Consider the following 15,213-nt stretch of genomic DNA (forward strand, 5'->3'; position numbering starts at 1 on the left):
CTCTTATGACGTATAGTAATGATTGCGCTTTTGCGAAAACTTCGCGAGCTGCTTTAAGAAACCTTCAAAATAACTTTTTTCAGTTTCTTCAGTGCGATAGCCAGCATAAAGCGTTCGACGTAACCCTTGTGGAGATACGCAGTCTAAACGACGCGAAGTCACCCAACCTTTTTGTTCATATTCATTAACTACCCAATCTGGCAATGCCGCAATACCACGTCCACTCGCAACCAATTGAATCAACATCTGTGTTAAATCTGTGGTTCGCACTTGTTTAGGTAAAATATTCGCTGGAATAAATAGTTTTGCCATAATATCCAAACGATGCTTATCGACTGGATAAGTGATCAGTGTTTCTTCTGCTAACTCTTGTACCGTGATATGTGGTACTCGAACCAGTGGATGAGTATTAGAAAGAACCAAACGTGATTCATATTCAAAAATTGGGAAATATTCGATTCCTTTCAAACTGATTGGATCGGCTGTAATCAGTAAATCAAATTCGCCTGTTTGTAAAAGCTCATGCGGATTAGATTCAAAACCTGATGCAAAATCTAGATCAACATCCGGATATTGCTGACGATAGACATTCAGTAATGGCATTAACCAATCAAAACAACTGTGACATTCCGAAGAAAAAATAATCCGCCCCGTTTGACCATGCACAATACGTGTAATGTCTGATTGAGCAATTTGTACTTGCGGCAAAATATCATCTGCTAAGCGCAACAAACGTTGCCCAACATTTGAAAATGTCACTGGGCGTGTACGACGGTTCACCACTTCAACACCATACCAATGATCTAATTCTTTCAATTGATGTGAAATAGCAGAAGGTGTTAAACACAAATCATTGGAAGCCGCCACTAATGAGCCGTGTTCTCTTAGGGCAAGCATGGTTTTGAGATGACGTAGTTCCAACATGAAGATAATCTCGTATATAGCAGCAATGCTTTAAAATTTTATATATTCAGCAAAGCATAAATGAATTTATCTCATTTTATCATTTTTTAAATCAATTTTATTCAATATTTAAATTAAGTGAGAGTTAAATCATCACTTCAACTTCTTTTGCATAAATTTTCTTTTAAATTAAAAAAGCCAGATATCTTTCATCTGGCTTTTTAGCTTTAAGTTTATTGATGACAAAAGCATTTATTCGACAAATAAGAGCGCCAATCGCACCTGATCATATCCCATACGAGGACTGGTTAATTCCACAATTGGACGCAATTTAATTGTGCCATCATCATTGTAGTGTGCTGGATCTTGACGCTTATTCAAGCGTTTATAAATTTTGCGAACTTGTTCAACCACATCCTCACCAGGATGCGCAATTGAAATATCCAAACCTTGTTCTTTTTGCAAACGAGCTAAATGATTAATAATCGTCGCAGGTGTTAAGCCACGTTCCACAGCAATATCTTGAATTTCATAACCGTCTTCAAACAATTCTCGCGTTTGATCAAGGGTAGCTGTAGCAAAACTTTGCTTTGTACCAGATTTGGCTAATTTCTTTTCATTGCGCTCAATTTCCGTTTCATTCAACGTACCACCACAATGGCGAATAAAGGCTTTGTGTTGAACAGTCAAATCCGTATCAATGAAATTACTTTCAGCTTCATCTGACAATTCCTGAAAACGCCTATCTGCCTTAATCGCGAGACTATCTAACTCTAATGCCTGCTCATTAAAACCAAGTAAACGTAAGCCTTCGAGTGTTTTTAAACGTGATAAAGCTACATAGCCCTGACCATTTTCAAAAGTATGACTCAGGTTAATTTCAGCTGCTTCTAATGTCATACCTTGAGATTTATGAATGGTGATTGCCCAGGCCAAACGCAGTGGAATTTGCTGAAAACTCGCAATCGTTTTACCATCATCATTATCTACCGACCAAATTTCAGGCTCAACCACTAAGGTTGTACCATCCGTTAGTTTTACTTTCGGTAAAATGCCATATTCATCATCTTCCTCAAAGCCAACCACTTCCCCCAAACTGCCGTTGATATAGCCCACATCAAAGTTGTTTTTAACAAACATGACTTTGGCATTTTTCTTAAGCGTTAAGGTTTCGGGTGCACGGACAGATGATTTTAAAGTTTCTATTAGCTTATCATTCCCATCGCACTGCGCATCAAACTGTTTTGATTCTTGGTCAATTTCATTAAGATGCTTAAAGTTAATACTGTCGACGTCCATGTTATGGGTATATAAACGCGTAAAGGTTTCACCAATATCTTGACTGCGCGTTTGTTGTAAGGCTTGTATATGATTGTCGTTAATTTGCTGGGCACGAATCGCATTTAGAATATCATTGAGATAATCATTACCTTGTCGATGCTGCTCAGTTAAGTAGCAAACACGAAATTTTGCTTCAACCCAAGCTTCTGACATAAAGCAAAACTTATCGCGGTTACGCTCTCCATTGCGACCAACAGGCGGTAACTGAAAGAAATCCCCTGCCACAATCACTTGAATACCACCAAAGGCATCGTCACTTTCTTTAAAAAATTTTAGGACTTTATTGACCAAATTAAGTTGCTTCGCATGCAACATCGAAATTTCATCAATAATCAAAACTTGCGCATTTTCTAAATGTTCTTTTAAGTACTTGCGTTCTTTTAGGCGTTTTAGTTCATCTTCAGAGATTGCATCTTTAATGCCAATCCCTGCCCATGTGTGAATAGTCATACCATTCATATGTGTCGCAGCAATGCCTGTCGAAGCGGTAATAGCCACGGTGACTTTGCGTGCTTTAAGATAGTTAATATATTGATTAAGCGTATAAGTCTTACCTGCACCAGCCGAACCTGTTAAGAATACATTTTCGCCTGCTTTGAGTAGCTTGAGTGCAGTTTCCTGTTTCATAAGACCTATAACCATAAAAGAACGGCTATAGCCTAACGATTTTTGCCACAAAAGTTAAGCTCACTTGGCTAAATGCTTTGCTAAGGCTTCTTATTTTTGTTTAATACTATTGAACCACTGAATAAATTTCTTTGCGACTTCAATCACTTCAGGAGATGCTGGTGTGTTATCAGGATATTCCAACTGATCAAAGATCAATTCATGCTGCTGAATGGCACATCCGAGTGTCATATGTTGCTGTGTTTCAAGTTGGCTTACATGAAAAGCAACATATTCCCCCTCTACAATTTTGTTGCTATAACTCATAGCTAAACAATGTCGACAGCGTTTTGACTCCTCAATAATACGGGTGATAGAGCTCAGCTCTTCAAACGCCCACCCTTCAAAAACCAAAATCGACTGTGGACTCAAAGATGGCCAAATGATTGTGTCATATTCTTTTTTTAATTTATTGATAATTTCTTGTTTTTGAATAGTGTCATGCCATCGTACTGCTTGATGAAACAATCCCTTCCAACTAATATTTTTTGCTATATATTGCCCTGTAAAGACCGCACTTATATAGTCGCGGACATAGGCATCAAATACTGTGACACGCGTATGATTGGATTTTAAATAAAACAATTGTCGAAAATCATGCAATTGAATTTTATGATGATGTAATTGGTTTATAAAATCCCGATTTTCTTGCAATTCTACACGTATATAAGGAACAAGTGCTGTAGGAAGTGTAACTATACATTCATTTAAATAGAGCATATACGCTTGCATCATACGACTAAGTGGCTGATAGACTTTTTTAATCGCTAAATCGTTCAAACCAACACTTTGCCGCATGAATAACAACCATTCATCTAGATATAAAATAGACGGGCTAATAGCAATACGATGATCATCTGTCTTATTTTGTCTATCTTTTAAAATAAATTGCGTATTTTCTTTAGCTTCGAACCAGCCTTGATCTAAAGCTTGTGCAAAACAACGCTGGATAAACAGCTTAACAGCTATGAATTGAAAATATTGCAAAGTCGACAAAATAACTGTGGGATGAATGCGACTGGTATCCACAAAACTCAAGGCTGTCATCGCAACACGTACACTACTATGTTGAAAATGTTGACTGAGCCAATCAGAAACTAAAGCAGGCTGTTTGAATAACCATTTCACTGCCCGCTTACTGTCAAGTATCGGTAATTTTCCAACTTTCTTTTGCCATACTGAATTGTGATTTAAAAAATGCGCTTGCGAAAGTAAATCCTGCTTATGCCAAGCATCGCGTTGCATTAACCGTATAAATCCCAATAGATTAGGTCGCTCGTGTACATGATCCATTAATAAAATAATGTCATCTACATGTTCATTCAATTCATTTAAATTAAATCGCTCTGGATAAGCCAGTGTCATAATACGATAGATATCAGCATCTAAAAATTGCGCTGCTGAAAAGCAAAACTCATCATAACTATCCATTAAGGATTGAATGCTTAATAATGTCGGATCATCTAAATAACTCAAGCAAAACATCTGCTGAAATAGTGTCACTACTTGTTTTGGAATAGGTTGTTGCGTTTGAACATAATCACGCATCACATCATGTTGATAGCAGTTCTGCCTCATCATCAATTGATCAATAATCTCTGCTTGCACCAAACTCATCTGCGATATGAAATTCGATATGCGCTCAGCCCCATCTAGCCACACATATACATGCTCAAAAATTAAAGTCCGTAATTGCTGAGCTTTATTACGTAAAAAAAGTGAATGCTGCGGCTTTAAATCACCTGTTAGAAAATAAATATCATGTAAAAAAAAGTCTTCAAGCGCTTCAAACTGCGGATATTGACTATAAAAAGAAGCTATTTTTATGGGTTTAATTGGACTTCGAGGAAATTGAGCACTCAAAGATTTTGTGCTTTGAAATTGAATCTCGCAACAACCATTTAACACACTTACTTTATGTGCAGTGGAATCAATTTTAAAAAGATTTTGTGCATTAATGGCACCCACAATCGCCAACTGCTCTTGATAAAGTTGTTCTAAAACAGGTGAAATACGAATAATCTGCAGAGCAGTTTCTTGTAAATGTTGTTCTCGTTGCGGCTTTGCACTGTTCCCCTTCATTTCCGCACCCAATGACCTTGATTATTTTTCAAGCTCATAATATATGCTGCTGAAATAGATTGAGCCAGTGATTTAGATCAATGGTATTAAAATGCTTGAAAACTCAACATGACGCAGAAGAAAAGTTTTTAATATTATTTGGAAGAATGATGTTGCGCGCGAACCTGTTTCAAATTGGCTAATGCGGCATATATATCGAGTTGTAGTTGTTCACGGTACAGTTTTAATTCATCAATACTTTGAATATGCTTCAGACTCTGTCTAGGCATAAATTGAAAATAGAAAGGAATTCTTTTCGGAATGATTCGTTTTGGCAAAGATGGAATCACATCACCATGGCGTAATAATTGATCAAGTTTTTCTATTTTTAAAAGTTGCTTAAACCAACGATTTTCAACAATGGCACTGGCATCAAAACCCAATTCAAAAACTTCATCTCCGCCTAATGCAGCAAAAGGTACGATGTCATAATTAAACTCTTGGGCCAGTTTTAAAAAACCGTAACGCTGCTTCCAAATCAATTGATAAGCTTCACCTTTACGTTTTAATACTTCACGACCACCGCCAGGAAAAACCAAGATTGAATAACCTTGTTGCATCACGGATCGTACATAGTCTTGAATACCTCGCACGGCACCAAACTTTTTCACCATGCCACGCCATCCAGGCAAATAAAAGTGGCTATGATCAGCAATACTGACCACAGCCACTTTATGTTCATTGTAGAGATAATCAATAATTAATGGTGAATCTAGAACCCCATAAATCGTGTGATTTCCTACATACATTGCAGGTTTAGATGCATCAATATATTCCGCGCCTAAAAATGTCGGTGTGAAATACATACGGGATAAAGCACTTAAACGCTTTATCCACTTTGCATCGTGCTCAACCTGCAACGTTATTCCTTATGCAGCGTCGTGCTTTTGCACAAGTACAGAACCGACTGAGTAGCCTGCACCGAATGAGCAAAGAACACCGTATTCACCATCGTTTACTTCGTTTGCTGTACGGTGTAATGCAATGATTACCCCAGCAGATGAAGTATTGGCAAATTCATCAAGAATGATTGGGACTAGATCTGGTTGCGCATGTTCTTTGCCCACAACCAATTTTAGAATCAATTCATTCATGCTGGCATTGGCTTGGTGTAACCAGAAGCGTTTCACATCTGTCGCAGCAATCTTATTGTCTTCAAGTTGCTTAGTGATCATTTTCGCAACCAATGGACAAACTTCTTTAAACACTTTACGACCGTCTTGACGGAAACGGTTATTGTCAATGTCAGCATCTACTTCGCTTAGGTTTAAGTAACCGAAGTTGTTGCGAATGTTGTTTGAAAATTGAGTGAACAGATCGATATCTAAAACTTCAAAGCCTGCTTTGGTTTCAGTTTCTTCAATGATTGATGCAGTTGCAACATCACCAAAGATGAAATGGCAGTCACGTAGACGGAAATCCGTATGACCAGAAGTAATCTCTACATTCACCAATAAAACACGACGTGCGCCTGCTTTGATCGCATCGTAGGCTTGTTTAATACCAAACGTTGCCGCAGAACATGCCACGTTCATATCGTAAGCATAACCTTGGATACCCAACGCAGTTTGAATTTCGATTGAAACGGCTGGATATGCACGTTGTATGTTAGAGCATGACAAGATCACAACATCGATGTCTTCAGCAGTCACACCCGCATTTTCCATCGCTTGCTTTGCAGCAGCTACGCCCCATTCCGCTTGAATAGACAATTCATCATTTGAACGTTCATGCAATACTGGACGTAAACGTTTTGGATCTAAAATACCGCTTTTTTCAGCAACATAACGTGCTTTTACGCCAGATGCTTTTTCAATAAATTCTGCACTTGAACCACGACGTGCTTCTAACTCGCCTGCTTCAATTTTTTCAGCGTTATCGCTGTTATACTGTTCCACATAAGCATTTAAAGCTTCAACTAACTCTTCGTTAGTAATTACGTCTTCTGGATGATAAAGACCTGTACCCGTAATGCGGATGCCCATGTAAAACTCCTTGTTCAGATTACCTATATCTTAACTGATTCCAAGCTTATCCCATACTTTTTGTAAGCGAGACGGAGAAATTGGCATCTTTGTCTTCATCGGTTGAGAGAATAAAGATATGCGTAACTCCTCTACCATGAAATACAATTCTTTAAGGCGAGTGTCGTTTTTAAACTTAAATAATTTTTCCATCCATGGGTCAACTTGATCAATGGCAGAATTGTCCCTTTGTAGATTATTTGGCAAGCGGTCTAAACGCAAGATCAATGCTTTCAAATAACGTGGAAATTCAAGCCACACATCGGAAGTTTTGCCATAAACAAAGTCCGCAAGTTGCATCAAATCCAACTGATCTTCGATGTCATCGATGTTCTTTCCGAACACAGAATCATCTAAAACCAACAATTTCCGGCGAATTTCCTGCCATTGAATGTAAGTTTCACTCAAAACAGCCAATGCCTGTTGCCCATGAGTTAAGAAAGATTTTTTTACATTTAAAATGAGGTTTTGATACTCCTGCACATTGACAGGAAGCTCATTTATTGAAAGCTGCAGTGTGGCATAAACTAACATTTGTTCAAGTTTTGCCTTATCCCCCAACGGCGAATAAGCCAATGCCAATGGTTTAGAAATTTGCTTTTTTAACTGTCGAACCAAATCGCCCAGTTGCATATGTACAAGATGAATGATCCCTTCACGATGCTGTTTTACCGCTTCAGCTTGATCATTGAAGGTTTGAATTACTACACCTGATTCGTCTTTTGCGGTTAATGCAGCAAAATCTTTCGATGGCACCAAGGCTTGGTATTGTTTCACCACAACGCCTGTGACTTTTTGCGATGCCTCAAACACAAAACTTTCTGGGAACGTTTTAAACTCGCCTTTCAGCTGTTTTACTGGACTATGAGTTTCTGTACGACAACGGGCTTTTAATTCATCCAGATCACGACCTTGCTCAATCACACGACCTTTTTCATCAATGACTTTAATTAGCGGTAATAAATATTGCTCAACTCGTTCCCACGAAAAATCTTTTTCCGTGATTTGCTCACCACGTAATTGGAATGCCAAGAAACTAAAAATATGCTCCCGTAAATGTACCGCATCCACACGATTCATTAACTTTTTCGCTGTGTCAGGAATGGGCACCAAATGACGACGTTTATCTTTTGGCAAGGCTTTGAGCAAGGCTTCGATTAAATCTTGACGCCAACCAGGAATGCCCCATGACCAAATATTTTCATCCACTTGCGGTAAAGCTTGCACAGGTATTTTAACAGTTGCACCATCTTCATCATGACTTGGGTCAAAGCGATAACTTGCTGCTAAACGCAGCTCACCATTGCGCAAATAGTCTGGGAATTGCTGCGTCGTTGGACGGTCATTCATCCAAAGTGCATCATCATCTACAAATAAATAACGCGGATTCTGTGGTTCGACAGTCGCACGCCAGTCTTCAAATGAACGGCGGCTAGCAACATCTTCCGGCACTTTAGACGCATAGAACTGGTAAATGGTTTCTTCATCCACCACCAAATCACGACGACGTAATTTATCTTCTACACGTTCAACTTCTTCAAGCTTCAGCAAATTGTGTTTTAAAAATGGCGGTGTAATACCTAAATGACCTGTGGTTAAGGCATCTCTTAAGAAAATTTCATGTGCGGCAGGCTGATCAACTTTTTCATAGTTGATTGGACAACGCGGCTCAATGATCAAACCAAATAAAGAAATTTGATCATAAGCATTCACCACACCGGCTTTTTTCGACCAATGCGGCTCAAAGTAATGATGTTTCAGTAAATCCCCCGCAGCCAATAAAATCCATTCAGGTTCAATTTTCGCTAAAGTACGAATATAAACTTGAGAGGTTTCCACCATCTCAAAAGCCATCACCCACGGCGTATTGGTTTTATGCAAAGTCGATGCGGGGAAAATACGTGCTTTTTGCTGACGCACTGCCATAAATACGTTGCGTTCATCAGTCTTATTAGCAATAAACGAAAGTAAACCTGTCAGCAGCGCGCGATGCAGATTTTCATAACTGGCTTTCTTTTCATTAAAAGAAAGTTTTAAGCCTTGCGCTAAATCGACCAATTGCTCGTGAGTCTTTTTCCACTCACGTAAACGCAGCCAACTCAGGAAATGATTGCGTGCAAAGGTACGACGTTTGTTCTCACTCATCTCACGGTTAGCCACCAAGGCTTCCCAGAGCTTGATATAAAATAAAAAGTCCGAATCCGCTTCGCGGAATAAAGCATGTTTTTGATCCGCTTGCATTTGTTTATCGGCAGGACGCTCACGCGGATCTTGCACTGCTAAAGCCGCAACAATAATCAAAACTTCATTTAGGACACCAAAATGTGCACCACCCAAAATCATTCGGGCAAGTCGTGGGTCAATCGGCATTTTTGCCATTTGTTGACCGATTTTAGTTAAAGCACCCTCATTGTTCTGTTTTTTGTGCTTCGTATTGTTTGCTGTCGTTTCTAATTTCGCTTGATCCTCTTTGGCCGATTTATCTTTTAATGCGCCAAGCTCAATTAACAGTTTACGACCATCATTCACTAAGCGATGATCAGGCGGTTCAATGAAGTCAAAATCTTCTAATTCGCCAAAACCTAAACTTTGCATCTGTAAAATCACCGATGCCAAGTTGGTGCGTTTAATCTCAGGTTCGGTAAATTCAGGGCGACTCATAAAGTCTTCTTCTGAATACAGACGAATACACACACCTGGTGCAATACGACCACAACGCCCTTTACGTTGATTGGCAGCCGCCTGTGATACTGCTTCAATCGGTAAGCGCTGCACACGTGAACGATAGTTATAACGCGATATACGTGCAAAGCCGCTATCAATCACATAGCGAATATTAGGTACGGTTAATGCCGTTTCCGCCACGTTCGTGGCAATAATAATGCGTCGTCCACCACCAGATGGATTAAAAATTCGTTGTTGCTCAGCTAAAGCCAGTCGTGCATACAAAGGCAATACTTCAGTATGGCGTGGGCCAAATTTCTGCAGGGTTTCTTGTAATTCACGAATTTCTTGTTCAGTACTGGCGAAAATCAAAATATCCGCATGTTCAGGATGGCCTTTTTCCTGTGCATCTTGAAAACATTCTTCTACCGCTGAAACCACGGCACGCGGTAAATTTTCTTCAAAATCATCAAACTCATCGTCATCACTGCCAACAATGCTCAGCTCTGAAATTGGACGATAACGGAGTTCTACCGGAAAGCTACGACCTTCCACTTCAAAGATAGGCGCACCATTAAAGTAATTTGAAAAACGATTTACATCTAAAGTCGCCGAGGTAATGATGACTTTTAAATCTTTACGACGTGGCAAGAGCTGCTTTAGATACCCCATAATGAAGTCGATATTCAGCGAACGTTCATGCGCTTCATCGATAATAATCGTGTCGTATTTATTTAAAAAACGGTCATTAGAGAGTTCAGCGAGCAAAATACCATCCGTCATTAAACGAACAATCGAATCTTGCGAACCTTGCTCGTTAAAACGGACTTTAAAAGATATTGACTCACCGAGCTTCTCACCAACCTCTTCAGCAATACGCTGTGAAACACTACGTGCAGCCAATCGACGTGGTTGGGTATGACCAATTAAGCCTGTTAAACCTCGCCCAGCAAGCATGGCAATTTGCGGTAATTGTGTTGTTTTACCCGAACCAGTTTCACCCGCAACAATAATCACCTGATGCTGCTGAATCGCTTCAATTAACTTGTCAGCATATTGAGTAACGGGTAGATCTTGATTGAGTTTTATATTTGGAATACGTGCAATACGCTCACGCACTTTGGCATTGGATTTTTCAAACAGCTCTTCATACTGTTTTTCGTTGGCGTCTTTCCCCTTACGCAATCGATTTAAACGGTGTGCATCACGAACCATCACCATTTTTTCTACATTTAAATCTTTCGCCACCAAGAGAACGCCCTATCACTATCTTAAAACACGATATTCTACTCGGTTTTATAACGATTCCCAATGTAGCTTTCATTAAAGTCTTTGCATTCAAATCTTTTTTGCACTATTCCCAGGCCTGCAAGCTTCAACGTTTTAGATAATCAAATCACAACACCACTGAGCGACACAAAATTTTTAACCAATATAGATATAAATCAACACACGATATAAAAGTAAACCTTAAACAGCTTTTATATATTGAATGGATTCAAAGATTCATCGGAGAATTTAGGCCATTTTTTGAAAAAAATTAAAAAGCCCCCCTTGAATTAAGCACTAAACATCTCCATATCTGTACAGGGCATAATTCAAGTCTTTGTTGTCATCTAATCCACATATATGTTCGGTTAAATGAGAAGAAATACTTGTCTGTTGGGAAATAGCTAAACATAGGTTAATTCGGTTTTCCGATATTAGTTATGTAAAAATACTATTTCAGCAATAAGAAAAATTTCTGTACCCTATTGGAAATCAAATACAAACCTCAATCATGGAGACAATGATGAGCTTAATTAATACTGAAGTTAAACCATTTAAAACAACAGCTTTCCAAAACGGTCAGTTCATCGAAGTAACTGAAGCTGATCTTAAAGGTAAATGGTCTGTAGTATTCTTCTACCCAGCTGACTTCACTTTTGTTTGCCCAACTGAACTTGGCGACCTTGCTGACAACTACGAAGAATTTAAAAAACTAGGTGTTGAAATCTACTCAGTTTCTACTGACACTCACTTCACTCACAAAGCTTGGCACGATTCTTCAGAAGAAATCAAAAAAATCCAATACGTAATGGTTGGTGATGCGAACTGGACTCTTGCTAAAAACTTTGACGTATTAATCGAAGCTGACGGTCTTGCAGATCGTGGTACTTTCGTTATCGATCCAGAAGGTAAAATCCAAATCGTTGAAATCAACGCTGGTGGTATTGGCCGTGACGCTTCTGAACTTCTTCGTAAAGTTAAAGCAGCTCAATACGTACACGCTCACCCAGGCGAAGTTTGCCCAGCTAAATGGAAAGAAGGCGACGCAACTCTTGCTCCTTCAATCGACCTAGTTGGTAAAATCTAATCTGTATTAGATTGAACTGATTCAAAAAAACCACGCGTTTTGCGTGGTTTTTTTATTCTTATCGTTTGTGATTTTACATGCAGCGACATCACACAATAAGCCAAAAATCTGCTGCATGCTGATCTTTTAATAATTTTATTGAATTTGGACAAATCCAAATTTACACACGCACTATAAAAAACTTGAAAACTACTTTTTTAGCTACTTATACCAACCCACAAACTTCAGTATTTTTAACATGATATTTTATTCATTTCGCTTTAGGTTGGGAGAAGTTAATCAATGAAATGTATCATGCTATTTGCCTGCTTAGTCAGTTGTTCAATTCCTAGCTTTGCAGCCATCTATTGTGATGGTCAAATCAAACATCAAACGATCCGTTATGATATAAAAATTAAAAAAAATTGCTTATTAGAAGGTTTAATTATTCATGGTGACGTGATTTTACAAAATGGATCTAGCCTAGAACTCAAAGATAATCACTTGAACGGTAATATTGAAGCAGCAAACAACTTTTCAAAAATTATCGCTCAGCACAATCACATCAGTGGAGATGTCAATTTTATCCAAGGGAAAAACATTCAATTACGTCATAATCAAATTTCTGGCGACCTAAAGCTAAATAAAAACAGTGGTACTATCGCGATTACGGATAATGAAATCGCAGGCAATTTAATTTGCGCAGAAAACACCTTCACAATGAATGGCAGTAACAATCAAGTCAAAGGCAACAAAAGCGAGCAATGCCGAACGTTCTAAGGACTCGAATTTTAGAATCATGCGCGAAAATATTTTACTTATTCCACAATAAAGCATGCTATTTTTATGGAAAGTTTTACTATTTTTTAAGCTATGCTTATTCAGATAAAACTTTAATTTTTAACAAATCTGCAATACTTCAACATACCGATATAGCTTAATTTCAAAATATAAAGACCTTCATCTGCAACACAACGATAACGATGCATTAAGGGGGATGTTTATGACTACAACTGCTGTAACTTCTTGGAAATATAGTTCTTCTTCACGATACTTAAAAATTTTTTATGCCAATGGTGCTGGCGATTTATTTTATCCAGTTTCACCATTTATTTATGATAATTTACTACGATGTAGCGACAAAACAGCATTTGTACACAAATACTTAGAATACGATCTACATTTTTCTAGGGTTTCTTTACAAGGATAGTTTTTCACAGTTTTCTAATAAAAATCAGGGCTAAATACCCTGATTTTACTTAACGTAATGATTTAAGTCTTTCTAGATTAATCTCGGAAAGTCACCATAAACAACCCTGCCCCAATGTTTAAAGTCGTACTCACAAAGCGATTATCTTGCTCAACCATTTTTATAAAGTCAGCCACATCATTCGCATGTGACAGAACATTATCCACAATCAATACACCACCTTGTTTATGCATAATTTGGGATAGATATTGCCAATATTGCACATAAGCATCACGTTCTGCGTCCAACAAAATCAAATCATAACTTTGCTTTAAATTTTGCAAAAAGATCAGTGCATCCCCTTGATAAAAATGAATATAATTAATCAATTGCAAATGCTGTGCGTGCTGTTTGGCTTGAATAATACGAGAATCATCTATTTCTATGGTATCCACATGTCCTTGTGTAGCTTTCGCTGCATCAGCCAACCATAGCGTTGAATACCCTGTTGATGTTCCTATTTCTAAAATCTGCTTTGCCTGCTTAAGGCGAATTTGTATCGCTAAAAATAATGCTGAATCTGGTTCAATATTGCGATAGCGCGATAAACGATGATCTTGTGCAGCATCATGCGCGGTAAATGCAACATACAACTGCTGCATATAATTTTTGAAATTAGCATCCATGCTCATAGCAATATCCTTTTTTTCTATTACTTACAACTACTCATAAATTCCAAAAAAGCTAGCTTGACTTTAATGTGTTTCTTGAATCAGCTTAAAACGAGGAATCACTTCACCTTCTATCTCAACTGTTTCAGTAAACATGCTTAATGGTCGCACCCACATTGAATAATCACCATATAAACACTGATAAACCACTAATTTTTCTTCTGTTTCACTATGTGTCGCCACATGAAACACCTGATATAGTTTGCCTTTATAGTGTTGATAAATGCCTTGCTTTACTTGCATGTTTTTCTCTAAAATTTGATAAAAATCATTTAGCTTCGACTGTAGCATTGTCTGCCCTTTGTCGCGATAAATTAGTTTCTTTTTCTCTTATTTAACTTGTAGTTTTTAAATAAAACTCCATATTAAGTCACATCTTAGAAATCTACTTTTCTGATTTAGAAAGATATTTCTGCTATTGATTAGTAAAACCGATCATTTTTATAAAAACAAACCGTTTCATCTATTTAATGGTTTGTTCTATGATTCTCTTATCAAATAAATTTACTCCTTTGGAGACGTTAGCAATGTTAGATCAAAATACTTCTGCTCAATTAAAAACCTTACTTGAACGCCTTGAAGGCCCGATTGAAATCGTCGCAACTTTAAACGGTACAGACAAGTCTGACAAAATTAAAGAACTGGTAACTGAAGTTGCTGCTTTATCTAACCTTGTTACTGCTCGTTTCGATGGCAACAACAGCCGTGCACCAAGTTTTGGTATTGCAAAAGCAGGTGAAACACCACGTGTATTCTTCGCAGGTCTACCGATGGGCCACGAGTTCACGTCTTTGATTCTAGCTTTGCTACAAACTTCAGGTTATGCACCAAAAGTGTCTGATGAAGTTCTTGCTTCTATTAAAGGCTTAGGTCTTAAAGCTGATTTTGATGTATTTGTATCACTCAGTTGCCATAACTGTCCTGACGTAGTTCAAGCACTAAACTTGATCGCAATTTACAACCCTGGCACAACTGCAACCATGATTGACGGTGCTTTCTTCCAAGACGAAGTCGAAGAACGCAAAATCATGGCTGTACCAATGGTATTCCAAGACGGTGAACACATTGGTCAAGGTCGTATGACTTTGGAAGAAATCATTGCCAAATTAGATACCAACTCTGCTGCAAAAGATGCTGAAAAACTCAATGCGAAAGATGCCTTTGATGTGTTGGTGATTGGTGGTGGCCCTGCGGGTAATACCTCAGCAATCTATGCTGCACGTAAAGGGATCAAGACGG

At 38.3% G+C, this 15,213-nt stretch carries 12 protein-coding genes; 4 read left to right on the forward strand and 8 right to left on the reverse strand.

Translation table 11 applies throughout. The features are described 5' to 3' along the window. Positions 1–3: 3 nt before the first annotated feature. The 6 genes from FTV09_RS05110 to hrpA all read right to left on the reverse strand — a co-directional run bounded on the left by FTV09_RS05110 (position 4) and on the right by hrpA (position 10,967). The gene (locus FTV09_RS05110) at positions 4–924 is read right to left on the reverse strand and encodes a LysR family transcriptional regulator (RefSeq protein ID WP_067767570.1); all 921 of its coding nucleotides are present in this window, start codon (positions 922–924) and stop codon (positions 4–6) included. A gap of 231 nt (positions 925–1,155) precedes the next feature. Continuing rightward, a complete protein-coding gene (locus FTV09_RS05115) occupies positions 1,156–2,871 on the reverse strand; it encodes an AAA family ATPase (RefSeq protein ID WP_180057071.1) in 1,716 nt (571 codons plus the stop codon). A gap of 90 nt (positions 2,872–2,961) precedes the next feature. Beyond that, a complete protein-coding gene (locus FTV09_RS05120; protein WP_180057073.1) occupies positions 2,962–4,992 on the reverse strand; it encodes a hypothetical protein in 2,031 nt (676 codons plus the stop codon). Positions 4,993–5,126: 134 nt separating this feature from the next. Beyond that, positions 5,127–5,891, reverse strand: a complete 765-nt coding sequence (locus FTV09_RS05125) for a 1-acyl-sn-glycerol-3-phosphate acyltransferase (protein WP_180057075.1) — start codon at positions 5,889–5,891, stop codon at positions 5,127–5,129. Positions 5,892–5,900: 9 nt separating this feature from the next. After that, complete coding sequence (locus tag FTV09_RS05130; protein ID WP_067767582.1) at positions 5,901–7,016, reverse strand: beta-ketoacyl-ACP synthase III; 1,116 nt, start codon at positions 7,014–7,016, stop codon at positions 5,901–5,903. Between the two features lie 30 nt (positions 7,017–7,046). After that, positions 7,047–10,967, reverse strand: a complete 3,921-nt coding sequence (hrpA, locus tag FTV09_RS05135; protein ID WP_180057077.1) for an ATP-dependent RNA helicase HrpA — start codon at positions 10,965–10,967, stop codon at positions 7,047–7,049. Positions 10,968–11,511: 544 nt separating this feature from the next. Here hrpA and ahpC point away from each other — a divergent pair. The 3 genes from ahpC (at position 11,512) to FTV09_RS05150 (ending at position 13,264) form a co-directional block, all read left to right on the forward strand. Next, positions 11,512–12,075 (forward strand): alkyl hydroperoxide reductase subunit C, encoded by a 564-nt coding sequence (gene ahpC / locus FTV09_RS05140; RefSeq protein ID WP_067767636.1) that lies wholly within the window; start codon positions 11,512–11,514, stop codon positions 12,073–12,075. Between the two features lie 282 nt (positions 12,076–12,357). Continuing rightward, positions 12,358–12,834 (forward strand): hypothetical protein, encoded by a 477-nt coding sequence (locus FTV09_RS05145; RefSeq protein WP_180057079.1) that lies wholly within the window; start codon positions 12,358–12,360, stop codon positions 12,832–12,834. Between the two features lie 223 nt (positions 12,835–13,057). Then, entirely contained in the window at positions 13,058–13,264 is a 207-nt protein-coding gene (locus FTV09_RS05150; protein ID WP_081410344.1) for a KTSC domain-containing protein, read from the forward strand. A gap of 77 nt (positions 13,265–13,341) precedes the next feature. Here FTV09_RS05150 and FTV09_RS05155 read toward each other — a convergent pair whose 3' ends face one another. Together FTV09_RS05155 and FTV09_RS05160 are read right to left on the reverse strand one after the other, a co-directional pair. Next, positions 13,342–13,935, reverse strand: coding sequence for an O-methyltransferase (locus FTV09_RS05155; RefSeq protein ID WP_180057081.1), 594 nt, complete (start codon positions 13,933–13,935; stop codon positions 13,342–13,344). Positions 13,936–13,998: 63 nt separating this feature from the next. Beyond that, complete coding sequence (locus FTV09_RS05160) at positions 13,999–14,217, reverse strand: DUF1653 domain-containing protein (RefSeq protein ID WP_180057084.1); 219 nt, start codon at positions 14,215–14,217, stop codon at positions 13,999–14,001. 284 nt (positions 14,218–14,501) lie between these two features. On the opposite strand from FTV09_RS05160, the gene FTV09_RS05165 reads away from it, so the two are divergent. After that, positions 14,502–15,213 (forward strand): thioredoxin family protein (locus FTV09_RS05165; RefSeq protein ID WP_180057086.1); only part of this gene is annotated, 712 nt, incomplete at its 3' end.

Origin of the sequence: Acinetobacter sp. YH12227, from assembly GCF_013417785.1 — a bacterium.
Lineage (GTDB): Bacteria > Pseudomonadota > Gammaproteobacteria > Pseudomonadales > Moraxellaceae > Acinetobacter > Acinetobacter gandensis.

Coding starts and splice junctions, on each gene's coding strand:
- FTV09_RS05110 (WP_067767570.1), bottom strand. CDS start 924: ATGTTGGAACTACGTCATCTCAAAACCATGCTTGCCCTAAGAGAACAC.
- FTV09_RS05115 (WP_180057071.1), bottom strand. CDS start 2,871: ATGAAACAGGAAACTGCACTCAAGCTACTCAAAGCAGGCGAAAATGTA.
- FTV09_RS05120 (WP_180057073.1), bottom strand. CDS start 4,992: ATGAAGGGGAACAGTGCAAAGCCGCAACGAGAACAACATTTACAAGAA.
- FTV09_RS05130 (WP_067767582.1), bottom strand. CDS start 7,016: ATGGGCATCCGCATTACGGGTACAGGTCTTTATCATCCAGAAGACGTA.
- ahpC (WP_067767636.1), top strand. CDS start 11,512: ATGAGCTTAATTAATACTGAAGTTAAACCATTTAAAACAACAGCTTTC.
- FTV09_RS05145 (WP_180057079.1), top strand. CDS start 12,358: ATGAAATGTATCATGCTATTTGCCTGCTTAGTCAGTTGTTCAATTCCT.
- FTV09_RS05150 (WP_081410344.1), top strand. CDS start 13,058: ATGACTACAACTGCTGTAACTTCTTGGAAATATAGTTCTTCTTCACGA.
- FTV09_RS05155 (WP_180057081.1), bottom strand. CDS start 13,935: ATGAGCATGGATGCTAATTTCAAAAATTATATGCAGCAGTTGTATGTT.
- FTV09_RS05160 (WP_180057084.1), bottom strand. CDS start 14,217: ATGCAAGTAAAGCAAGGCATTTATCAACACTATAAAGGCAAACTATAT.